This is a genomic window from Enterobacter sp. 5-4, from assembly GCF_000612205.1.
Classification (GTDB): domain Bacteria; phylum Pseudomonadota; class Gammaproteobacteria; order Enterobacterales; family Enterobacteriaceae; genus Enterobacter; species Enterobacter roggenkampii.
The window spans coordinates 238713-260283 of the sequence record NZ_JFHW01000010.1; the positions used below are offsets into that span (position 1 = coordinate 238713).

The window sequence follows — 21571 nt, forward strand, 5'->3', positions numbered from 1 at the left end:
CGCCCATTTTTTACCCAATTCTGAAAGCGGCTCTGTGAGAGTGATCTATATTTAACTCAGTGTTTAACACCGGGCGTGGATAAATTAACTGTTCAATGCATGACTTTAGGTTATCCATTTTGCTCGCGTGTTTATTCGCAATATATATCACTAATAAGGAAGTACGTAGCCCGAATAACGGGTCAACACAGGAATAGATCGATGAATATGACAAGACTGAAGATTTCTAAAACTCTGCTGGCTGTAACACTGGGTAGCGTTCTGGTGAGCGGCTCCGCCCTGGCGGAAAGCAGCACCATGGATAAAGCACAATCCACGGCCGATAGCGCAGGGCAAAAAATCGATAGCTCTATGAATAAAGTCGGCAATTTCATGGATGACAGCTCTATCACAGCAAAAGTGAAGGCCGCACTGGTGGATGATGAAGCCATCAAGAGCACCGATATTTCCGTTAAGACCGACAAGAAAGTGGTCACGCTGAGCGGCTTTGTTGAAAGCCAGGCTCAGGCTGAACAGGCGGTGAAAGTGGCGAAAGGCGTCGAAGGCGTCGCCTCCGTCAGCGATAAGCTGCACGTGCGTGACGGCAAAAACGCGTCGGTGAAAGGTTATGCCGGTGATGCAGCCACCACCAGCGAAATCAAAGCTAAACTTTTAGCAGATGACATCGTGCCGTCCCGTAAGGTGAAAGTGGAAACCACCGATGGCGTGGTTCAGCTTTCCGGTACGGTAGATTCGCAGGCGCAAAGTGAACGTGCCGAGTCCATCGCGAAAGCGATTGATGGTGTGAAAAGCGTTAAAAACGATCTGAAAACGAAGTAAATCTCGACCATTCGCCCGTCTGGCTAAACCCTGCGGGCGAAATAAGAACGACTCTGGAAAAACGCCGGTGAGTGACCTGAGCGCTCACGTTTAGCGGCCGACATTAACTATGGTAAAGGAGAAGCTTATGTTTCGTTGGGGCATTATATTTCTGGTTATCGCGTTAATTGCCGCCGCATTGGGCTTTGGTGGACTGGCAGGTACAGCGGCATGGGCAGCTAAAATTGTCTTCGTTGTGGGTATTATTCTGTTCCTGGTCAGCCTGTTTACAGGGCGTCGACGTCCATAGCAAACGCAATATTCCTTCAACAAAATAAAGCCAGTCACTGTGACTGGCTTTTTCTTATTTGCGTAACAGGTCGGGTGCGTTACTGTGGTGTTATAAAATAATCAAAACAGGAAAGCAGAGGTGGGGCAACGAATTCCCGTTACGCTCGGCAATATTGCGCCGCTGACGTTAAAACCGTTTCGCGCGGGTCAACTCGCGCTGGTCTGCGAGGGTGGCGGACAGCGCGGCATTTTCACCGCTGGCGTGCTGGACGAATTTATGCGCGCGCAGTTCAACCCCTTTGACCTTTACTTCGGCACCTCTGCCGGGGCGCAGAACCTCTCTGCCTATGTCTGTAACCAGCCCGGCTACGCGCGAAAGGTCATCATGCGCTACACCACGGCGAAAGAATTTTTTAACCCGGTGCGGTTTGTGCGCGGCGGCAACCTGATCGATCTCGACTGGCTGCTGGAGTCAACCTCCAGCCAGATGCCTCTGGCCATGGATACTGCCGCCCGTCTGTTTGATAGCGGTAAAGAATTCTGGATGTGCGCCAGCCGGGGCGATGACTATTCCCCGGGCTATTTTTCGCCTCAGAAAGAGAACTGGCTGGACATCATCCGCGCCTCCAGCGCGATCCCCGGCTTTTATCGTACCGGCGCCCTGCTGGACGGTATTAGCTATCTGGACGGGGGGATCAGTGACGCGGTGCCGGTGCAGGAAGCCGCCCGTCGCGGGGCGAAAACCATTGTGGTGATTCGTACCGTACCGTCGCAAATGTATTACACCCCGCAGTGGTTTAAGCGGATGGAGCGCTGGCTGGGCGACAGCAGCCTGCAGCCGCTGGTGAACATCGCGAAGCAGCATGAAACCACCTACGGCGCGATGCAGCGCTTCATTGAGAAACCGCCGGGCAAGCTGCGTATTTTTGAAATTTATCCGCCTAAGCCGCTGCTGAGCATGGCGCTGGGCAGCCGCGTTCCTGCGCTGCGCATGGATTACAAAACGGGGCGGCTGTGTGGGCGCTACTTCCTGGCGACGGTGGGGAAAATGCTGGCGGAGCAGCCGCCGCTTCATCGCCATAAACGCATTATTACGCCGCCTGCGATTGTCGCCAACGACGCCCTGACGGTGCCCCTGGTTGACATTCCGCAGGCGAATGACGCTTTACTGGATAACGAGGATCTGGCGTGATGTACCGCTTTGTCGACACCCATTGCCACTTTGATTTCCCGCCGTTTACGGGAGATGAAGAGCAAAGCATTGCGAAAGCGGCCGAGGCAGGCGTTCAGGCCATTATTGTGCCTTCAGTGGAAGCGGATTACTTTTCCCGCGTGCTGGATCTTTCCACGCGTCACCCTGCGCTCTATGCGGCGCTTGGCCTGCATCCGATCGTGATTGAGCGGCATCGGGATGAGGACATTGAGCGACTTGATGAGATAGTGCAGACCGCAGGCGACAAGCTTGTCGCCATCGGTGAGATCGGCCTCGATCTTTATCGCGAGCATCCGCATTTTGAGCGCCAGCAGACGATCCTCGACGCGCAGCTCAGGCTGGCGAAGCGTCACGATCTGCCGGTGATCCTTCATTCAAGACGCACACACGATAAGCTGGCAATGCACCTGAAGCGTATCGATTTGCCGCGTAAGGGCGTCGTGCATGGTTTCTCAGGCAGCCTGCAGCAGGCGCAGCGTTTTATCGAGCTGGGCTACAAAATCGGCGTTGGGGGCACCATCACCTATCCGCGCGCCAGCAAAACCCGGGACGTGATGGCACAGCTGCCGCTGTCGGCGCTTCTGCTGGAAACCGACGCGCCGGACATGCCGCTGAACGGTTTTCAGGGCCAGCCGAATCGTCCGGAACAGGCGGCGCGCGTGTTTGCCACCCTGTGCGAACTGCGAAAAGAGACTGAAGAGGCCATAGCCAGTGCGCTGCTGGAAAATACGCGTTCGGTATTTGGCATCACGCTATAGATAAAGCGCCGGACGGATCACCGTTATCTTCTGTTTTTCCAGCGCTCGCGCCAGCGGTTCAACGTCTTCCGGCGTGGCGCTGCGCCATGACGCCGCCTCGCCGTACACGCCATGCGCATGAAACGCGTTGAGGCGCACCGGCACGTTTCCCAGCCCGTGGATAAACGCCGTCAGCGGCTTCAGATGTTCCAGATAATCACACTGTTCCGGAATCACCAGCAGGCGGAGCTCCGTTAAACGATTACGATCTGCCAGCCAGCGGATACTCTGCTTGATTTGCGGGTTTTCGCGCCCGGTCAGGAAGCGGTGGTGTTCGTTCCCCCATGCTTTCAGGTCCAGCATCGCGCCATCCAGTACCGGCAGCAGCTTTTGCCAGCCGGTTTCGCTTAACAAACCGTTGCTGTCGACCAGGCAGGTCAGATGATTCAGGTCGGGATCGGCTTTGATCGCGGTGAACAGCGTCACTAAAAACGGTAATTGCGTTGTGGCCTCACCGCCGCTCACGGTGATCCCCTCGATAAACGGTGCGGATTTGCGGATCTGTGAAAGGATCTCCTCCACGCTCAGGCGGTGCGCCATAGGCGTTGCCTGCTGCTGGCACAGGTGCAGGCAGGTGTCGCACTGCTGGCAGTCACTCTCCTGCCACCAGACGCGTCCCGCCTGTATGGTCAGCGCGTCGTGCGGGCAGTGGGGCACGCAGTCCCCGCAGTCGTTGCAGCGGCCGATCGTCCAGGGGTTGTGGCAGGTTTTACAGCGCAGGTTGCAGCCCTGCAGGAACAGGGCCAGACGGCTGCCCGGCCCGTCCACGCAGGAAAAAGGGATGACCTGACTAACTAAAGCGCATCTGCTGTTCATGGCTTATCACGCGCGGCTGACGTTCCAGAATACGGGTATTGCGCGCGGCTTCTTCACCCAGCCAGGTGGTATTGGTGCGCGATCCGGCTTCCCGGTACTTCTCCAGATCCGACAACCGCACCATATAACCGGTGACGCGCACCAGATCGTTACCCGCGACGTTGGCGGTAAACTCGCGCATCCCCGCCCTGAACGCGCCGAGACAGAGCTGGACCACCGCCTGCGGGTTACGTTTTACCGTTTCATCCAGCGTCAAAATATCGCTGATCCCGGAAGCGTAGTGCTTGTGGTGCGGCGCCACCGCCAGCAGGTGGCTGATGGGATCCGGCTCGTCGCCGTAGGGCAGGCGCGCGCCCGGCGTGGTGCCCGAGTCAGAGCTGATCCCCGACTGCGCATGCAGCATCGCGCGCTGCTTCCAGCCGTGTTTCACCGGCGTGTTTTCGACAAACGCCGCAAGCTGTTCGCTGATGCGATAGCCCAGCGCGTTGGCCTGCTCGTCTTTGCCGTAACGCCCAGTCATCCCGGCTTTCTCACAGAGCACGTTTACCGCTTCTGCCAGGCCGTACATGCCAAACATCGGCACAAACCGATCGGCATCAATCAGCCCCTCTTTCACCAGGAAGCTATTCTCAAAGAAGCCGGATTGTTGATACAGGAAATCGCAGCGGGCATCGATGATGGCCATTTGCTGCTGGCAGTAATGCGGGAGGGCGCGGCTGAAGAAGTCTTCCATTGACGTACTGTGTTCGGCGATGGCCTTGAGGTTGAGGCGCACCAGGGTGCTGCCACCGCCTGCCAGAGGCAGGGAGTTGTAACAGCTCACTACGCCGTAATGGCCTTTTGTGAAAATTTTATCATTCACCGGGCCATTAGAAATATGCGGTTTACTGCATTCACATATGTTTTTCGCCACCTCAAGCAGCAAATCGTCCGGGGTGATCGCTGGATCATAAATAAAGGTCAGGTTCGGCGCGACCTGCTTCAGCTCTGCATCTGCACGCAGAATGGCGCGCGTGACGGGGGTATCTTCCGGCCCGATATTGGCATGCATAAAGGCATCGGGCAGCGTACGGTCGAGATAGCGCCAGAAACGTTTTATTCGGCTATTGATTTCTTCTTGTGTTAGAATTCTAACATAAGGTTGCAGCAACGCATCAAGCTGACCGAGATAGACCGGCATCGATGTGACGGACGGAACATGGTGGTAGAGGATGGTTAACAGTGAGAGGGCGTCGTCGAGATCTTTTGCCCCTTCCAGCTCCAGCCATTCTGAACCATTAGCCAGAAATTTTGCGTAATCCGGCAGAACGTAACGGGGTTTGTAAGGCGCATGGCCTTCGAACATGTCGCAGATGAACCCCTCGTCCAGCGCGGCGCGCGCAGCTTCAGGAAGTGCCGGATACGGCAGGTTGTTTTCCGCTTCCAGCGCCAGAAAATGACGTTTTTGTTCCGGGGATAACACCGGGCTTGTCACAATCTGCTGGCAACGTTGTTGCAGGGCGTCGGGGCTGGAGTGGGACATGTTCGCTTCCTTGAGTGTTCTGCGGATGATGAACGGATTGTAGAAAGCCTGCCTGTCGGCACTTTTGATCCGACAGGGGGTATCGCTGCTTTAGTCCGCAATATGCGCGCTAAAGTTTGAAGAAGATCGCATTACAGTAATGCAAATTTGCACGCAGTTTTCATTAACTGTGATGAATGTCGAAGTGTGGATGCGGGTGGATGTTAGAATACTCACAGACCCGCAAGGTAAAATTTATACGGCACTGCCGTTGGAGAATGTTATGACCGATTTAACTGCAAGCAGCCTGCGCGCGTTGAAACTGATGGACCTGACTACCCTGAACGATGACGACACCAATGAGAAAGTCATCGCTCTGTGCCATCAGGCGAAAACGCCGGTGGGCAACACCGCAGCCGTCTGTATCTACCCGCGCTTTATCCCGATTGCCCGTAAGACGCTGAACGAGCAGGGCACCCCGGACGTGCGCATTGCAACCGTCACTAACTTCCCGCATGGCAACGATGATATCGAGATTGCGCTGGCAGAAACCCGCGCGGCGATTGCCTACGGCGCAGACGAAGTGGACGTGGTGTTCCCGTACCGCGCGCTGATCGCCGGCAACGAGCAGGTCGGTTTTGACCTGGTGAAGGCCTGTAAAGACGCGTGTGCGGCGGCAAACGTGCTGCTGAAAGTGATCATCGAAACCGGCGAGCTGAAAGAAGAGGCGCTGATTCGCAAAGCCTCTGAAATCTCCATCAAAGCCGGTGCGGATTTTATTAAAACCTCTACCGGTAAAGTACCGGTAAATGCGACCCCGGAAAGCGCGCGCATCATGATGGAAGTGATCCGCGACATGGGCGTGTCCAAAACCGTGGGCTTCAAACCTGCGGGCGGCGTGCGTACCGCGGAAGACGCGCAGCAGTTCCTGGCGATTGCCGACGAGCTGTTCGGCGCCGACTGGGCCGATTCCCGTCACTACCGCTTCGGTGCGTCCAGCCTGCTGGCCAGCCTGCTGAAGGCGCTGGGTCACGGCGACGGTAAGAGCGCAAGCAGCTACTAAGTTTGAATTGCCGGGTGGCGCCACGCTTACCCGGCCTACCCGGATCGTGGTCGGGTAAACCGTACCCGCCACCATTCACCCGATTCCTCATGGGGGTTACCGTGTTTCTCGCACAAGAAATTATTCGTAAAAAACGTGATGGTCATGCATTAAGCGACGAAGAGATCCGCTTCTTCATCAACGGCATTCGTGATAACACCGTCTCTGAAGGGCAGATTGCGGCTCTGGCGATGACCATTTTCTTCCACGATATGTCGATGCCTGAGCGCGTGTCGCTGACCATGGCGATGCGAGATTCAGGAACCGTTCTGGACTGGAAAAGCCTCAACCTTAACGGCCCGATTGTGGATAAACACTCCACCGGCGGCGTGGGCGACGTGACCTCCCTGATGCTTGGCCCCATGGTGGCAGCCTGTGGCGGTTATATCCCGATGATCTCCGGGCGCGGCCTGGGCCACACCGGCGGTACGCTCGACAAACTGGAAGCCATTCCGGGCTTCGATATCTTCCCGGATGACAACCGCTTCCGCGACATTATTAAAGACGTTGGTGTGGCGATTATCGGCCAGACCAGCTCTCTTGCTCCGGCAGACAAGCGTTTCTACGCGACCCGCGACATCACCGCGACCGTTGACTCCATCCCGCTGATCACCGCCTCTATCCTGGCGAAGAAGCTGGCAGAAGGGCTGGACGCGCTGGTGATGGACGTGAAGGTAGGCAGCGGCGCGTTTATGCCAACCTATGAACTCTCTGAGGCGCTGGCCGAAGCGATCGTTGGCGTCTCCAACGGCGCGGGCGTGCGCACTACCGCACTGCTCACCGACATGAACCAGGTGCTGGCTTCCAGCGCCGGTAACGCCGTCGAAGTGCGTGAAGCCGTCCAGTTCCTGACGGGCGAATACCGCAACCCGCGTCTGTTCGACGTCACCATGGCGCTGTGCGTGGAGATGTTAATCTCCGGCAAGCTTGCCAAAGACGACGCCGACGCCCGCGCGAAGCTACAGGCGGTACTGGACAACGGCAAAGCGGCGGAGATCTTTGGCCGCATGGTTGCGGCGCAGAAAGGCCCGACCGACTTCGTCGAAAACTATGCGAAGTACCTGCCGACCGCGACGCTCAGCAAAGCGGTGTATGCCGACAGCGAAGGGTTTGTCTCGGCAATGGATACCCGCGCGCTGGGTATGGCGGTCGTGTCTATGGGCGGCGGCCGTCGTCAGGCGTCAGATACCATTGATTACAGCGTCGGCTTCACCGATATGGCCCGTCTGGGCGACAGCGTTGACGGGCAACGTCCGCTGGCGGTGATCCACGCCAAAGATGAAGCCAGCTGGCAGGAAGCGGCGAAAGCGGTGAAGGCGGCTATTACGCTTGACAATAAAGCGCCGGAAACCACACCGACTGTCTATCGCCGTATCACCGAATAGCGGTATACTGATCTGATCGATAATTTTTGAAGCACTACGTACGGAGAACAATTATGAAACGTGCATTTATTATGGTGCTGGACTCATTCGGCATCGGCGCAACCGAAGATGCAGAACGTTTTGGTGACGTGGGTTCCGATACCATGGGTCACATCGCGGAAGCCTGTGCGAAAGGCGAAGCGGATAACGGTCGTAAAGGCCCTCTGACTCTACCCAACCTGACCCGCCTTGGGCTGGTGAAAGCACATGAAGGTTCTACCGGTAAAATCGCAGCCGGTATGGACGGCAATGCGGAAGTCGTGGGCGCCTATGCCTGGGCGCACGAGCTCTCCTCCGGTAAAGACACCCCGTCTGGCCACTGGGAAATCGCCGGTGTGCCGGTGCTGTTCGACTGGGGTTACTTCTCCGATCACGAGAACAGCTTCCCGCAGGAGCTGCTCGATAAGCTGGTGAAGCGTGCCAACCTGCCGGGTTACCTCGGCAACTGCCACTCCTCCGGTACCGTAATTCTGGATCAGCTCGGCGAAGAGCATATGAAAACCGGCAAGCCGATTTTCTACACTTCTGCTGACTCCGTGTTCCAGATTGCCTGCCACGAAGAGACCTTTGGCCTGGATAAACTCTACGAGCTGTGCGAAATCGCCCGTGAAGAGCTGACCGAAGGCGGCTACAACATTGGCCGCGTGATCGCGCGTCCGTTTATTGGTGACAAAGCGGGTAACTTCCAGCGTACCGGTAACCGTCACGATCTGGCCGTTGAGCCGCCGGCGCCAACCGTGCTGCAGAAGCTGGTTGATGAGAAAGGCGGTCACGTGGTTTCTGTAGGTAAAATCGCGGATATCTACGCTAACTGCGGCATCACCAAAAAGGTCAAAGCGACCGGACTCGATGCGCTGTTCGATGCCACCATCAAAGAGATGAAAGAAGCGGGCGACAAGACCATTGTCTTCACCAACTTCGTCGACTTCGACTCCTCCTGGGGTCACCGTCGCGACGTAGCGGGTTATGCTGCGGGTCTTGAGCTGTTCGACCGCCGCCTGCCGGAGCTGATGGAGCTGGTGGGTGAAGATGACATTCTGATCCTGACCGCGGACCACGGCTGCGATCCAACCTGGACCGGTACCGATCACACCCGTGAGCACATTCCGGTGCTGGTGTACGGCCCGAAAGTGAAGCCGGGTTCGCTGGGTCACCGTGAAACCTTCGCGGACATTGGCCAGACCCTGGCGAAATACTTTGGTACGTCTGACATGGAATATGGCAAGGCCATGTTCTGATGTCATTGCCCGGTGGCGCTTCGCTTACCGGGCCTACGGTTTTGTAGGCCGGGTAAGGCGTAGCCGCCACCCGGCAAAAACAACAAGTTAAAAGGAACTGAAGATGGCAACTCCTCACATTAATGCAGAAATGGGTGATTTCGCTGACGTCGTATTGATGCCGGGCGACCCGCTGCGCGCGAAGCACATTGCAGAAACCTTCCTGGAAGACGTGCGTGAAGTGAACAACGTTCGCGGCATGCTGGGCTTCACGGGTACTTATAAAGGCCGCAAAATCTCCGTTATGGGCCACGGCATGGGTATCCCATCCTGCTCCATCTACACCAAAGAGCTGATCACCGATTTCGGTGTGAAGAAAATCATCCGCGTAGGCTCCTGCGGTGCGGTGCGTATGGACGTTAAGCTGCGTGACGTGGTGATCGGCATGGGCGCGTGTACCGACTCTAAAGTCAACCGCATCCGCTTTAAAGATCATGACTTTGCGGCCATCGCTGACTTTGACATGGTGCGTAACGCGGTTGACGCGGCAAAAGCGCTGGGCGTTGACGCGCGCGTGGGCAACCTGTTCTCTGCCGATCTGTTCTACTCGCCAGAAGGCGACATGTTCGACGTGATGGAAAAATACGGCATCCTGGGCGTGGAAATGGAAGCGGCCGGTATCTACGGCGTAGCGGCTGAATTCGGTGCGAAAGCGCTGACCATCTGCACCGTATCTGACCATATCCGTACCCACGAGCAGACTACCGCTGCCGAGCGTCAGACCACCTTCAACGACATGATCAAAATCGCGCTGGAATCCGTTCTGCTGGGCGATAAAGAGTAATTCTGTCTCTTCCCTCCCTCTCCCTGTGGGAGAGGGCTGGGGTGAGGGCACCAGCTAGCGCACGGCCTGCGCAATCCACGCTGACAGCTCCCGCAGCTCATTTTCCTGCTCCGGGAAATCCCCAATTAACGCGTCACATTCCTGCTGCAGCATATCCGCCCGGTACAAACAGCCCTGCAAGCGTGCCGCAAGGGCTTCCAGTGGCCCCGGATTCAGACTGTCCGTAAACACCTGCGTGCGGGTGATATGACCTTTCTCGACGTCAAAATGCAGCTCCACGCCGCCCCAGGTAAAACGCTCATCCAGCAGATGGGAAAATGCAGGTGCCTGACCGAAGTTCCACTCCCAGCTGCTCTGGCGGGCGAAGGTTTCCGCGAAGTTTGGCAGGTCCGGGGTTTTGTCCGGTGAAATCACTTCTGCTTCCACGCGCTCGCCGTAATGCGCAAAGAACGCCTCGCGCACGGCCTCACAGATTTGCTCGTGTGTAACGCCCGGCAGCAGTTCCACCAGATTCGCCACGCGCCCGCGCACGGAGGTGATGCCCTTAGCCTGTAGCTTTTTCTTATCTGGATTAAGGTAGTTAGCCAGACGGCTGAGATCGGCGTTCAGCAGCAGGGTGCCGTGGTGGAATCCGCGATCCATCGTTTCGCGATAGGCAGAGCCGGATACCTTGCGGTCGCCATCGGGTGTTTTGACCACCAGATCGTTACGTCCGGAGGCTTCAGCCGTCACGCCGAGCGAATTGAGCGCGTTGAGGACGATGGACGTTGAGATGGTTTTGTCGTATTCCGGTTTGCCCGCCATAAAGGTAAAGCAGGTATTGCCCAGATCGTGGAATACCGCGCCGCCGCCGCTGCTGCGGCGCGCCAGACGGACGTTGTCCTCTTCCATACGGCGGGTGTTGCACTCTTTCCACGGGTTTTGCGCACGACCAATAACCACCGTATCGGCATTGCGCCAGAGAAACAGTACGCGCTGGGTGGCAGGCATCTGGCGGAAGATGCACTCCTCCACTGCCAGGTTAAACCAGGGATCGTAAGAGTCAGAGATAAGCAGGCGTAACGTCGACATGGCAGAGTTCCTTTTCCGAATCATCCGCCTACTTTATCACTATTCTTTCTTCTCGCTCTCTTCGTCTTCGGGGACTGACCGGCTGGCGGTCAGCAGGAACGGGGATTGCTGCCAGCGCGTGCGCTTGCCGCGAAGCAGGGTACGCGCCAGCACAACGCCGATGGCGAGTGAGAGCAGCAGCATCAGGCGCAGAATGTTGGTGGTATTATCGACCTGTTTGGCTTCAGTGGGCAGGGTGTGGGTATCAAGGGTGAGGCGCAGATAACCCAGCGGGCCATTCTTCCCCTGAATAGGTTCAACAAGCTGCTGGTTGAAGTAGCCGCCGGCTTTTTTGCCGTCCAGCGCCAGCCTGTCTCGCACGTCGACGTGCTCACCCGCACGGGCAATGAGGTTGCCTTGCTCATCATAGACACCGGCATCAAGAATGCGGCTGTTCTCCGTGAGCAGGCGTAAAACCTGGCCTATCCGCTTCTCGTCAGGCGTTTCGTTACGCATGGACGGCGCGACGTTGAGCGTGACCTGGCGTGCCAGCGTGCGGGCCAGCTCTTCAAACTGCGGGTTGCGTTGCCGTTGATGGTTCTGGCTAAACCACGATGCCCCTTGCATCAGCACCACTAAGAGTGCGAGACAGGAAAGGACAATCACGGCGCGATGGAGCCGGAATTTCAGTTTTGCGCGAGCCATATTCCACCTGCTGAAAATTTACGGCTTAATGTTGCCAGAAGTGATGGTTACAGGGTAGCCTCATGCGTTATTTTCCCTCTGCAACCTTCCGGCGCGAACGAAATTACAGGAGCTTTAATGCCGAACATTACCTGGTGTGACCTGCCAACGGATGTCTCTTTATGGCCAGGATTGCCGCTCTCTTTAAGTGGCGATGAGGTGATGCCTCTGGATTACCACGCCGGTCGTAGCGGCTGGCTGCTGTACGGACGCGGTCTGGATAAGCAACGCCTGACCCAGTATCAAACCAAACTGGGGGCCGCGATGGTCATCGTCGCCGCCTGGTGCGTGGAAGACTACCAGGTCATTCGCCTGGCGGGCTCTCTGACCCAGCGCGCCACGCGCCTGGCGCATGACGCCGGGCTGGATGTCGCACCGCTGGGTAAAATTCCGCACCTGAAAACGCCTGGCCTGCTGGTCATGGACATGGACTCTACCGCCATTCAGATCGAGTGTATCGACGAAATTGCGAAGCTGGCGGGCAGCGGCGAGCTGGTGGCTGAAGTCACCGAGCGTGCGATGCGCGGCGAGCTGGATTTCACCGCCAGCCTACGACAGCGCGTGGCGACCCTGAAAGGGGCCGATGCCAACATTCTGCGTCAGGTGCGCGATGAACTGCCCCTGATGCCAGGGCTGACGCAACTGGTGCTGAAGCTGCAGTCCCTCGGCTGGAAGGTGGCGATCGCCTCCGGTGGCTTCACCTTCTTCGCGGATTATCTGCGGGAAAAACTGCATCTGACCACTGTGGTGGCCAACGAGCTGGAGATCATGGACGGCAAGCTGACCGGTCAGGTGATCGGCGATATTGTGGATGCCCAGTACAAAGCCAATACGCTGACGCGCCTCGCGGAAAAATATGAAATTCCGGTTGTCCAGACCGTCGCCATCGGTGACGGCGCGAACGACCTGCCGATGATCAAAGCGGCCGGTCTGGGCATTGCCTACCATGCCAAGCCAAAAGTGAATGAAAAGACGGAAGTGACTATCCGTCACGCTGACCTGATGGGGGTGTTCTGCATTCTCTCCGGCAGCCTTAATCAGAAATAACGGTCTGCTTTGTTGGCCGGGTAAGCGTAAGCGCCACCCGGCACGCAGGCCGCAGAGAAATAACGAGGTAAACCGTGGCGAAAGCTCCAAAACGCGCATTTGTCTGTAATGAATGTGGTGCGGATTATCCGCGCTGGCAGGGGCAATGTAGCGCCTGCCATGCCTGGAACACCATCACCGAAGTGCGTGGTGTGGCGGCTTCGCCGAGCGTGGCGCGCAATGAACGCCTGAGTGGCTATGCGGGCAATGCAGGCGTGTCGAAGGTACAAAAACTTTCAGACATCAGCCTGGAGGCGCTGCCGCGCTTCTCCACCGGCTTCAAGGAATTTGACCGCGTGCTCGGCGGCGGCGTGGTGCCGGGCAGCGCCATTTTGATCGGCGGTAACCCGGGCGCGGGTAAATCGACTCTGCTGCTGCAAACGCTTTGCAAGCTCGCCGAACAGATGAAAACCCTGTACGTCACGGGCGAAGAATCACTCCAGCAGGTGGCAATGCGCGCGCACCGTCTCGGCCTGCCGACCGGCAATCTGAATATGCTGTCGGAAACCAGCATCGAGCAGATCTGCATGATCGCCGAAGAAGAGCAGCCGAAGCTGATGGTGATCGACTCCATCCAGGTGATGCACATGGCGGACATCCAGTCCTCGCCGGGCAGCGTCGCGCAGGTGCGTGAAACGGCGGCCTACCTGACGCGCTTTGCCAAAACGCGCGGCGTGGCGATTGTGATGGTGGGTCACGTGACCAAAGACGGCTCGCTGGCGGGACCGAAGGTGCTCGAACACTGTATCGACTGCTCGGTGATGCTCGACGGCGACGCGGACTCTCGCTTCCGTACCCTGCGCAGCCATAAAAACCGCTTTGGGGCGGTGAATGAGCTAGGCGTCTTTGCCATGACCGAACAGGGGCTGCGCGAAGTCAGCAACCCGTCGGCCATCTTCCTGAGCCGGGGAGATGAAATCACCTCCGGCAGCTCGGTGATGGTGCTGTGGGAAGGGACGCGCCCGCTGCTCGTCGAAATTCAGGCACTGGTGGATCACTCGATGATGGGCAACCCGCGGCGCGTGGCGGTCGGTCTGGAACAGAACCGCCTGGCAATCCTGCTGGCGGTGCTGCACCGTCACGGCGGGCTGCAGATGGCCGATCAGGACGTCTTCGTGAACGTGGTCGGCGGCGTCAAAGTCACCGAGACCAGCGCTGACCTGGCTCTGCTGCTGGCGATGGTCTCCAGCCTGCGCGACAGACCGCTGCCGCAGGATCTGGTCGTCTTTGGCGAAGTGGGCCTTGCCGGGGAAATCCGTCCGGTGCCGAGCGGGCAGGAGCGAATCTCCGAGGCGGCAAAACACGGTTTCCGTCGGGCTATCGTTCCCGCCGCCAACGTGCCGAAAAAAATCCCGGAAGGGATGCAGGTCTTTGGCGTGAAGAAACTCGCAGATGCGTTAAATGTCTTTGACGACTTATAATTACGTATTCGATTTTGCAGGAGGCACCGTAATTTATGTCATCATTTGACTACATCAAGACCGCTATCCGCCAGAAAGGCTGCACGCTGCAGCAGGTGGCAGACGCCAGCGGCATGACCAAAGGCTACCTGAGCCAACTGCTGAACGCCAAAATCAAAAGCCCCAGCGCGCAGAAGCTTGAAGCGCTGCACCGCTTTCTGGGGCTGGAATTCCCGCGTATGCAAAAGAACATTGGCGTGGTGTTCGGCAAGTTTTACCCGCTGCATACCGGGCATATCTATCTGATCCAGCGCGCCTGTAGCCAGGTGGACGAGCTGCACATCATCATGGGGTACGACGAAACCCGCGATCGTCAACTGTTTGAAGACAGCGCCATGTCGCAGCAGCCGACCGTGCCGGACCGTCTGCGCTGGCTGCTTCAGACCTTCAAGTACCAGAAAAACATTCGCATTCATGCCTTTAACGAAGAGGGTATGGAGCCGTACCCGCACGGCTGGGACGTGTGGAGCAACGGCATCAAAGCGTTTATGGAAGAGAAGGGCATTGCGCCTAACTGGATCTACACCTCTGAAGAGTCCGACGCGCCGCAGTTCCGCGAGCATCTGGGCATCGAGACGGTGCTGATCGATCCGAAACGCACCTTCATGAACATCAGCGGAGCGCAGATCCGCGAAAACCCGTTCCGCTACTGGGATTACATTCCGACCGAAGTGAAGCCGTTCTTCGTGCGCACGGTAGCTATTCTGGGCGGCGAGTCGAGCGGTAAATCAACGCTGGTCAACAAGCTCGCTAACATCTTCAACACCACCAGCGCGTGGGAGTACGGCCGTGACTATGTCTTCTCGCACCTGGGCGGCGACGAGATGGCGCTGCAGTATTCCGACTACGACAAAATCGCGCTCGGTCACGCTCAGTACATTGATTTCGCGGTGAAATACGCCAACAAGGTGGCGTTCATCGATACCGATTTTGTCACCACCCAGGCGTTCTGCAAAAAATACGAAGGGCGCGAGCACCCGTTCGTGCAGGCGCTGATTGACGAATACCGCTTTGACCTGGTGATCCTGCTGGAAAACAACACCCCGTGGGTGGCCGACGGCATGCGCAGCCTCGGCAGCTCGGTGGACAGGCGGGAATTCCAGTCCATGCTGGTGGAGATGCTCAACGAAAACAACGTTGAGTTTGTGCACGTTGAAGAGTCAGACTACGACTCCCGTTTCCTGCGCTGCGTCGAACTGGTGAAGGAGATGATGGGGGAGCAGGGGTAAGCGTTAACCGCCCTCTCCCTTTGGAGAGGGCCGGAGTGAGGGAATCAGTCCACTCAGAACTCAACCACCACTTTCCCACGCATATGCCCGTCCAGCACCTTGCGGTGCGCCTCGGTAATGCTTTCCACGCTCAGCCCGTGCAGCGTTTCACTCAGTGAGCTTTCCACCACGCCGTTATCCACCAGCTTCGCGACCTCATTGAGGATCTCACCCTGACGCGCCATATCAGCGGTCTGGTACATGCTGCGGGTGTACATAAATTCCCAGTGCAGGGCGGCGGATTTGGACTTCAGCTTGTCCTGGTTCAGCGGGTGTTCATTCTCCACGATAGAACAGATATGCCCCTGCGGTGCAATCAGGTCGCTGACCGCATCCCAGTGCCCGTCGGTGTCGTTGAGGATGAAAATGTAATCCACAAAGGTCAGCCCGTGCTTCGCCAGTTCGCCTTTCAGATCGCGGTAGTTCACCACCACATCTGCACCGCGATCGCGGCACCACCGGGCGGAATCTTCTCGGGACGCGGTTGCGATCACCTTTACCTTGCTGTTGTGCTTCGCAAACGGGATCGCCAGCGATCCCACCCCGCCCGCCCCGCCGACGATCAGCAGGGTTTTGTCCGTACCGGCATCCTGAATATTCAGCCGTTCAAACAGGCCTTCCCACGCGGTGAGCGCGGTCAACGGCAGCGCGGCGGCAGCCGCCCAGCCGAGGCTTGACGGTTTGTGCCCGACAATGCGCGCATCGATCAGCTGATGCGTAGCGTTGCTGCCCGGACGGGTGATGTCGCCTGCGTACCACACTTCATCTCCCGGTTTGAATCCGGTCACGCCAGCCCCAACGTCTTTGACGATCCCGCTGGCATCCCATCCGAGAATACGCGGCTCGTTCAGCCCGTTCTTAGCAATGCCCGCGTGGACTTTGGTATCGACCGGGTTAACGGAGACGGCTTTCACCTCTACCAGCAGATCGTGCTCGCCGGGCTGCGGCATCGGTGGAGTGATTTCAATGAAAGTAGAGGGATTTTCAGGGTTAACGGCGATGGCTTTAACTGACATGGTGTGCTCCTCAATGGCATGCGTTTTGTTGAGGCTAGTCTATTAAGTGGCCATCTGCGTGATAAGATGGACAATTAAGAACTCAGCGTTCGTACAGGATGAACAATCATGTTTAAACAGCTGCAGGATATGGCGCTATTCGCGCTGGTGGCCGAGATGGGCAGCTTTACCGCGGCAGCCCAGAAGGCGGAGCTGCCAAAATCCAGCGTAAGCCAGCGGATTAGCCAGCTGGAGCAGCAGGTGGGCATTCGCCTGCTTAACCGCACCACGCGCAGGCTGAACCTGACGTTTGCGGGCGAGCACTATCTGGTGCACTGCCGTGAAATGCTGGCGGCCAGCGAGCGGGCGGAGTACGCCATCCAGCGCCTGCGCGAAAACCCCAGCGGGCGGCTGCGCATCACCTGCCCGGCGGGGATTGGCGCGACGCTGCTGGCGCATATGAATGCCGAGTTCCAGCTTCGCTATCCCGAGGTTTCGCTGGACGTGTCGATCTCTGATGACGTGGTGGATCTGGTCGAGGCCGGCTTTGACGTGGCGCTGCGTACCGGCAAGCCGCAGGACTCCTCCCTGATTGGCCGCATGATCGGGCACTGCCCGCGCTACATGCTGGCCTCGCCGGACTATCTGGCGCGCCGTGGGCCGCTAACGCATCCCCGTCAGCTGGTGGAGCACCGCAGCATTACGCATCGGGCGTGGTCAGAGTGGCTTCTGCGAAGCGAGAGCGAGGATTACCGCTACCTGCCGGATAACGCGCACATGACCGATAACCTGGTATACGCCCGCGAATGTGCGATTGCCGGTGCGGGGATTACGCTCCTTCCGGCTTTTTTGCTGGAAGATAAGGTCGAGAAAGGGGCGCTGGTGCAGGTACTGCCGGAGTGGAACGTTGAAGGAAACGACCTGTGGCTGGCCTATCCGAGCCGTAAGCTCAACTCACCCGCGCTGATGAGCTATATCGACTTTGCAATGCAGTTTGATGAGGTGAAGCGGTATTACGTGGGTAAATAAAAAAGCCGGGTGGCGGCTTCGCCTTACCCGGCCTACAAACAGCGCAGAACCGTAGGCCGGGTAAGCGTGAGCGCCACCCGGCTTTTGGGCACTTACTTAGAAATACGCTTGTACTTAATACGCTTCGGCTCCAGCGCGTCGGCGCCCAGCGTGCGTTTCTTGTACTCTTCGTATTCGGTGAAGTTACCTTCGAAGAACTCCACCTTACCTTCATCCTGGTAGTCCAGAATGTGGGTCGCGATACGGTCGAGGAACCAGCGGTCGTGCGAGATAACCATTGCACAGCCCGGGAACTCCAGCAGGGCGTTTTCCAGCGCGCGCAGGGTTTCGATATCCAGGTCGTTGGTTGGTTCATCGAGCAGCAGAACGTTACCGCCCACCTGCAGCAGCTTCGCCAGGTGCAGACGACCGCGCTCACCGCCGGACAGTTCGCCCACGCGTTTGCCCTGGTCGGTGCCTTTGAAGTTAAAGCGGCCAACGTAGGCGCGGCTTGGCATCTCGGTGTTGCCGATACGCATGATATCCAGACCGCCGGAGACTTCTTCCCACACGGTTTTGCTGTTATCCATCGCGTCGCGGAACTGGTCAACGGAGGCCAGCTTCACGGTCTCACCCAGGGTGATAGAGCCGCTGTCTGGCTGTTCCTGACCGGACATCATGCGGAACAGGGTCGATTTTCCCGCGCCGTTCGGACCGATGATGCCCACGATAGCGCCTTTCGGTACGGAGAAGGTCAGATCGTCGATCAGCACGCGGTCGCCGTAGGACTTACGCAGGTTGGTCACTTCAACCACTTTATCCCCCAGACGCGCTCCAGGTGGAATAAACAGTTCGTTGGTTTCGTTACGTTTCTGGTATTCGGTGTTGTTCAGCTCTTCAAAGCGTGCCAGACGGGCTTTGCCCTTAGACTGACGGCCTTTCGTGCCCTGACGCACCCACTCCAGCTCTTTCTCGATAGACTTACGGCGCGCCGCTTCCTGAGACGCTTCCTGAGCCAGACGCTGATCTTTCTGCTCCAGCCAGGAGGAGTAGTTGCCTTCCCACGGAATACCTTCACCGCGGTCCAGCTCCAGGATCCAGCCGGCGACGTTGTCGAGGAAGTAACGGTCGTGGGTAATCGCCACAACGGTGCCTTCGAAGTCGTGCAGGAAGCGCTCCAGCCACGCCACGGATTCCGCATCCAGGTGGTTAGTCGGTTCGTCGAGCAGCAGCATGTCTGGTTTTTCCAGCAGCAGGCGGCACAGCGCCACGCGGCGGCGTTCACCCCCGGAGAGGTTCGCGATTTTTGCATCCCAGTCCGGCAGACGCAGGGCATCCGCCGCGCGCTCCAGCTGCACGTTCAGGTTGTGACCGTCGTGCGCCTGGATGATCTCTTCATACTTGCCCTGCTGTGCGGCCAGCTTGTCGAAGTCCGCATCCGGCTCGGCGTATTTGGCATACACTTCATCCAGACCTTTCAGGGCGTTAACCACTTCGGACACCGCTTCTTCAACGGATTCGCGAACGGTGTGTTCCGGGTTCAGCTGAGGTTCCTGCGGCAGGTAGCCAATCTTGATGCCAGGCTGCGGACGGGCTTCACCTTCGATGTCTGTATCAATGCCGGCCATGATGCGCAGCAGGGTGGACTTACCGGCACCGTTGAGACCCAGAACACCGATTTTTGCGCCCGGGAAGAAGCTCAGCGAGATATTTTTAAGAATATGACGTTTCGGCGGGACAACTTTGCCGACACGATGCATGGTATAAACGAATTGAGCCACGTTGGACTTCGCCTCTTTTATCGTAATGAGAAGGAATTTCAGCCTCGAAGTGTAGCCTTTTTCCCGCCTTAATCCCAGCCAGGAACGTCGGGAGTGTTAAAACGCGCAAGAAAGGTAAAAAAGTGTCCATGACGTGGCGCGTTGCAGGATGCCTGGTTAGCATAAGTTAATGAGACTTTGACGTGGCAAGACGCTGCAATTGACGAAAAAACAATGAGGAAGAGCTTGTGGAAAAAGCCAAACGGGTGGTCTGGCGTCTGCTGGCTGCCAGCGTATGCGTAATGGCGGTAAGCCAGGCGGTGCATGCCGATTCACTGGATGAACAACGTAGCCGGTATGCCCAGATTAAGCAGGCATGGGACAACAAGCAGATGGATACCGTGCAGGCGCTGATGCCGACGCTCAAGGATTATCCGCTGTATCCGTATCTGGAGTATCGTCAAATTACGGACGATCTCATGAATCAACCCACCGTTACCGTGAATAACTTCATTCAGGCGAACCCGACCCTGCCGCCAGCCCGGAATCTTCAGTCTCGTTTTGTGAACGAACTGGCGCGACGTGAAGACTGGCGCGGGCTGCTGGCGTTTAGCCCTGAAAAGCCGAATACCACCGAAGCGCAGTGTAACTACTACTACGCAAAATGGGCGACCGGCCAGCAGGAAGAGGCCTGGGCCGGGGCGAAAGAGCTCTGGCTGACCGGGAAAAACCAGCCGAACGCCTGTGATTCCCTGTTTGGCGCGTGGCGTGCTTCCGGCAAGCAGGATCCGCTGTCCTACCTCGAGCGTATCCGCCTGGCGATGAAAGCCGGTAATACGCGTCTGGTGACTGCGCTGGCGGGGCAGATGCCGTCCGATTACCAGACTATCTCCACGGCAGTTATCTCGCTGGCAAACGATCCCAACAGCGTCCTGACCTTTGCCCGCAGTACGGGCGCGACCGATTTTACCCGCCAGATGGCGGCGGTGGCTTTTGCCAGCGTGGCGCGTGACGATGTGGAAAACGCGCGGCTGATGATCCCGCAGCTGGTGCAGGCGCAGCAGCTTAATGAGGAGCAAACGCAGGAGCTGCGCGATATCGTGGCGTGGCGACTGATGGGCACCGATGTGACCGACGAGCAGGCGCGCTGGCGAGACGATGCGATTATGCGTTCGAACTCCACGTCGCTGGTGGAACGCCGCGTGCGAATGGCGCTGGGTACGGGCGACCGTCGTGGGCTCAATACCTGGCTCGCCCGGTTGCCTATGGAGGCCAAAGAGAAAGATGAATGGCGTTACTGGCAGGCCGATCTGCTGCTGGAGCGCGGTCGTGATGATGAGGCCAAAGAAATTCTTCATACGCTGATGCAGCAGCGCGGGTTCTACCCGATGGCGGCCGCGCAGCGCCTGGGCGAGGAGTACACCTTCCGCATCGATAAAGCGCCCGCTAACGCGAATCCGGCGCTGACCCAGGGGCCAGAAATGGCGCGCGTTCGCGAGCTGATGTACTGGAATATGGACAACACCGCGCGCAGCGAGTGGGCGAATCTGGTGACCAGCCGCACCACCGATGAAAAAGCTCAGCTTGCCCGCTATGCGTTTGATAACCACTGGTGGGATCTGAGCGTGCAGGCGACGATCGCCGGTAAGCTATGGGATCATCTCGAAGAGCGTTTCCCGCTGGCTTACAAGGATCTGTTCGATCGCTACACCAGCGGCAAAGATATCCCGCAAAGTTACGCGATGGCGATTGCCCGTCAGGAAAGCGCCTGGAACCCGAAAGTCCGTTCCCCGGTGGGCGCCAGCGGCCTGATGCAGATCATGCCGGGCACGGCGACGCACACGGTGAAGATGTTTAACATCCCTGGATACAGTAGCCCGTCACAGCTTCTCGATCCGGATACCAACATCAACATCGGTACCAGCTACCTGCAGTATGTGTACCAGCAGTTCGGCAATAACCGTATCTTCGCGTCGGCGGCATACAACGCGGGACCGGGTCGCGTGCGCACCTGGCTCGGCAACAGCGCCGGACGCATCGACGCTGTGGCGTTTGTCGAGAGCATCCCGTTCTCGGAAACGCGCGGCTACGTGAAGAACGTGCTGGCTTATGACGCCTACTATCGCTACTTCATGGGGCAGAAAGATACCCTGATGAGCGATGCCGAGTGGCAGAGACGTTACTGATCGGCGTGGGT

Annotated in this window: 19 protein-coding genes; 13 read left to right on the top strand and 6 right to left on the bottom strand. The window is 57.8% G+C overall.

Going from position 1 to position 21571, the window contains the following annotated elements; all coding sequences use genetic code 11:
- The first annotated feature begins 201 nt into the window (after positions 1–201).
- From osmY to AA74_RS0107380, 4 genes are all read left to right on the top strand, one after another.
- On the top strand, positions 202–819 hold the full coding sequence (gene osmY / locus AA74_RS0107365; protein ID WP_008502075.1) for a molecular chaperone OsmY: 618 nt from the start codon (positions 202–204) through the stop codon (positions 817–819).
- A 127-nt stretch (positions 820–946) separates the two neighbouring features.
- A complete protein-coding gene (locus AA74_RS01000000122050; RefSeq protein WP_003856556.1) occupies positions 947–1108 on the top strand; it encodes a DUF1328 domain-containing protein in 162 nt (53 codons plus the stop codon).
- Between the two features lie 120 nt (positions 1109–1228).
- Positions 1229–2281, top strand: coding sequence for a patatin family protein (locus AA74_RS0107375; RefSeq protein WP_008502074.1), 1053 nt, complete (start codon positions 1229–1231; stop codon positions 2279–2281).
- Positions 2278–3060 carry a TatD family hydrolase gene (locus AA74_RS0107380; protein WP_025912134.1) on the top strand — a complete coding sequence of 261 codons (783 nt, stop codon included), beginning with the start codon at positions 2278–2280 and terminating at the stop codon, positions 3058–3060. The genes AA74_RS0107375 and AA74_RS0107380 overlap by 4 nt, the downstream gene beginning before the upstream one ends.
- On the opposite strand, the gene AA74_RS0107385 is transcribed toward AA74_RS0107380, so the two are convergent.
- Both AA74_RS0107385 and AA74_RS0107390 read right to left on the bottom strand, forming a co-directional pair.
- A complete protein-coding gene (locus tag AA74_RS0107385) occupies positions 3055–3915 on the bottom strand; it encodes a YjjW family glycine radical enzyme activase (protein WP_025912135.1) in 861 nt (286 codons plus the stop codon). The two genes, AA74_RS0107380 and AA74_RS0107385, sit on opposite strands and share 6 nt — an antisense overlap.
- Positions 3890–5437 (bottom strand): YjjI family glycine radical enzyme, encoded by a 1548-nt coding sequence (locus AA74_RS0107390; RefSeq protein WP_025912136.1) that lies wholly within the window; start codon positions 5435–5437, stop codon positions 3890–3892. Before AA74_RS0107390 ends, AA74_RS0107385 begins: the two co-directional genes overlap by 26 nt.
- A 262-nt stretch (positions 5438–5699) precedes the next feature.
- Between AA74_RS0107390 and deoC the strand changes: the two genes are divergently transcribed.
- The 4 genes from deoC to deoD all read left to right on the top strand — a co-directional run bounded on the left by deoC (position 5700) and on the right by deoD (position 10003).
- A complete protein-coding gene (gene deoC / locus AA74_RS0107395; RefSeq protein ID WP_023293328.1) occupies positions 5700–6479 on the top strand; it encodes a deoxyribose-phosphate aldolase in 780 nt (259 codons plus the stop codon).
- A gap of 101 nt (positions 6480–6580) precedes the next feature.
- The gene (deoA, locus tag AA74_RS0107400; RefSeq protein ID WP_021240582.1) at positions 6581–7903 is read left to right on the top strand and encodes a thymidine phosphorylase; all 1323 of its coding nucleotides are present in this window, start codon (positions 6581–6583) and stop codon (positions 7901–7903) included.
- Positions 7904–7956: 53 nt separating this feature from the next.
- Positions 7957–9180 carry a phosphopentomutase gene (gene deoB, locus AA74_RS0107405; protein ID WP_025912138.1) on the top strand — a complete coding sequence of 408 codons (1224 nt, stop codon included), beginning with the start codon at positions 7957–7959 and terminating at the stop codon, positions 9178–9180.
- 103 nt (positions 9181–9283) lie between these two features.
- On the top strand, positions 9284–10003 hold the full coding sequence (gene deoD, locus AA74_RS0107410) for a purine-nucleoside phosphorylase (RefSeq protein ID WP_003856538.1): 720 nt from the start codon (positions 9284–9286) through the stop codon (positions 10001–10003).
- Between the two features lie 54 nt (positions 10004–10057).
- On the opposite strand, the gene lplA is transcribed toward deoD, so the two are convergent.
- Both lplA and AA74_RS0107420 read right to left on the bottom strand, forming a co-directional pair.
- Entirely contained in the window at positions 10058–11074 is a 1017-nt protein-coding gene (gene lplA / locus AA74_RS0107415) for a lipoate--protein ligase LplA (RefSeq protein ID WP_023293326.1), read from the bottom strand.
- A 39-nt stretch (positions 11075–11113) separates the two neighbouring features.
- The gene (locus AA74_RS0107420; protein ID WP_008502067.1) at positions 11114–11758 is read right to left on the bottom strand and encodes a YtjB family periplasmic protein; all 645 of its coding nucleotides are present in this window, start codon (positions 11756–11758) and stop codon (positions 11114–11116) included.
- A 117-nt stretch (positions 11759–11875) separates the two neighbouring features.
- Here AA74_RS0107420 and serB point away from each other — a divergent pair, with 117 nt between their 5' ends.
- From serB to nadR, 3 genes are all read left to right on the top strand, one after another.
- Positions 11876–12844, top strand: coding sequence for a phosphoserine phosphatase (gene serB, locus AA74_RS0107425; RefSeq protein ID WP_021240580.1), 969 nt, complete (start codon positions 11876–11878; stop codon positions 12842–12844).
- Between the two features lie 74 nt (positions 12845–12918).
- The gene (radA, locus tag AA74_RS0107430; protein WP_003856523.1) at positions 12919–14304 is read left to right on the top strand and encodes a DNA repair protein RadA; all 1386 of its coding nucleotides are present in this window, start codon (positions 12919–12921) and stop codon (positions 14302–14304) included.
- A 35-nt stretch (positions 14305–14339) separates the two neighbouring features.
- Positions 14340–15572, top strand: coding sequence for a multifunctional transcriptional regulator/nicotinamide-nucleotide adenylyltransferase/ribosylnicotinamide kinase NadR (gene nadR / locus AA74_RS0107435; RefSeq protein WP_006810194.1), 1233 nt, complete (start codon positions 14340–14342; stop codon positions 15570–15572).
- Between the two features lie 53 nt (positions 15573–15625).
- Here the strand turns inward: nadR and AA74_RS0107440 are convergent, their stop codons facing one another.
- Entirely contained in the window at positions 15626–16627 is a 1002-nt protein-coding gene (locus AA74_RS0107440; RefSeq protein WP_025912139.1) for a zinc-binding alcohol dehydrogenase family protein, read from the bottom strand.
- Between the two features lie 108 nt (positions 16628–16735).
- Here AA74_RS0107440 and AA74_RS0107445 point away from each other — a divergent pair, with 108 nt between their 5' ends.
- On the top strand, positions 16736–17635 hold the full coding sequence (locus AA74_RS0107445) for a LysR family transcriptional regulator (RefSeq protein ID WP_021240577.1): 900 nt from the start codon (positions 16736–16738) through the stop codon (positions 17633–17635).
- A gap of 92 nt (positions 17636–17727) precedes the next feature.
- Here AA74_RS0107445 and ettA read toward each other — a convergent pair whose 3' ends face one another.
- Positions 17728–19395: an energy-dependent translational throttle protein EttA gene (gene ettA / locus AA74_RS0107450; protein WP_021240576.1), complete on the bottom strand. Its 1668-nt coding sequence runs from the start codon at positions 19393–19395 to the stop codon at positions 17728–17730.
- Between the two features lie 227 nt (positions 19396–19622).
- On the opposite strand from ettA, the gene sltY reads away from it, so the two are divergent.
- Positions 19623–21560 carry a murein transglycosylase gene (gene sltY, locus AA74_RS0107455; RefSeq protein WP_025912140.1) on the top strand — a complete coding sequence of 646 codons (1938 nt, stop codon included), beginning with the start codon at positions 19623–19625 and terminating at the stop codon, positions 21558–21560.
- The last annotated feature ends 11 nt before the right edge of the window (positions 21561–21571 follow it).

Coding starts and splice junctions, on each gene's coding strand:
- serB (WP_021240580.1), top strand. CDS start 11,876: ATGCCGAACATTACCTGGTGTGACCTGCCAACGGATGTCTCTTTATGG.
- AA74_RS0107385 (WP_025912135.1), bottom strand. CDS start 3,915: ATGAACAGCAGATGCGCTTTAGTTAGTCAGGTCATCCCTTTTTCCTGC.
- AA74_RS0107445 (WP_021240577.1), top strand. CDS start 16,736: ATGTTTAAACAGCTGCAGGATATGGCGCTATTCGCGCTGGTGGCCGAG.
- osmY (WP_008502075.1), top strand. CDS start 202: ATGAATATGACAAGACTGAAGATTTCTAAAACTCTGCTGGCTGTAACA.
- deoC (WP_023293328.1), top strand. CDS start 5,700: ATGACCGATTTAACTGCAAGCAGCCTGCGCGCGTTGAAACTGATGGAC.
- deoD (WP_003856538.1), top strand. CDS start 9,284: ATGGCAACTCCTCACATTAATGCAGAAATGGGTGATTTCGCTGACGTC.
- deoB (WP_025912138.1), top strand. CDS start 7,957: ATGAAACGTGCATTTATTATGGTGCTGGACTCATTCGGCATCGGCGCA.
- lplA (WP_023293326.1), bottom strand. CDS start 11,074: ATGTCGACGTTACGCCTGCTTATCTCTGACTCTTACGATCCCTGGTTT.
- AA74_RS0107420 (WP_008502067.1), bottom strand. CDS start 11,758: ATGGCTCGCGCAAAACTGAAATTCCGGCTCCATCGCGCCGTGATTGTC.
- nadR (WP_006810194.1), top strand. CDS start 14,340: ATGTCATCATTTGACTACATCAAGACCGCTATCCGCCAGAAAGGCTGC.
- AA74_RS0107390 (WP_025912136.1), bottom strand. CDS start 5,437: ATGTCCCACTCCAGCCCCGACGCCCTGCAACAACGTTGCCAGCAGATT.
- AA74_RS01000000122050 (WP_003856556.1), top strand. CDS start 947: ATGTTTCGTTGGGGCATTATATTTCTGGTTATCGCGTTAATTGCCGCC.
- AA74_RS0107440 (WP_025912139.1), bottom strand. CDS start 16,627: ATGTCAGTTAAAGCCATCGCCGTTAACCCTGAAAATCCCTCTACTTTC.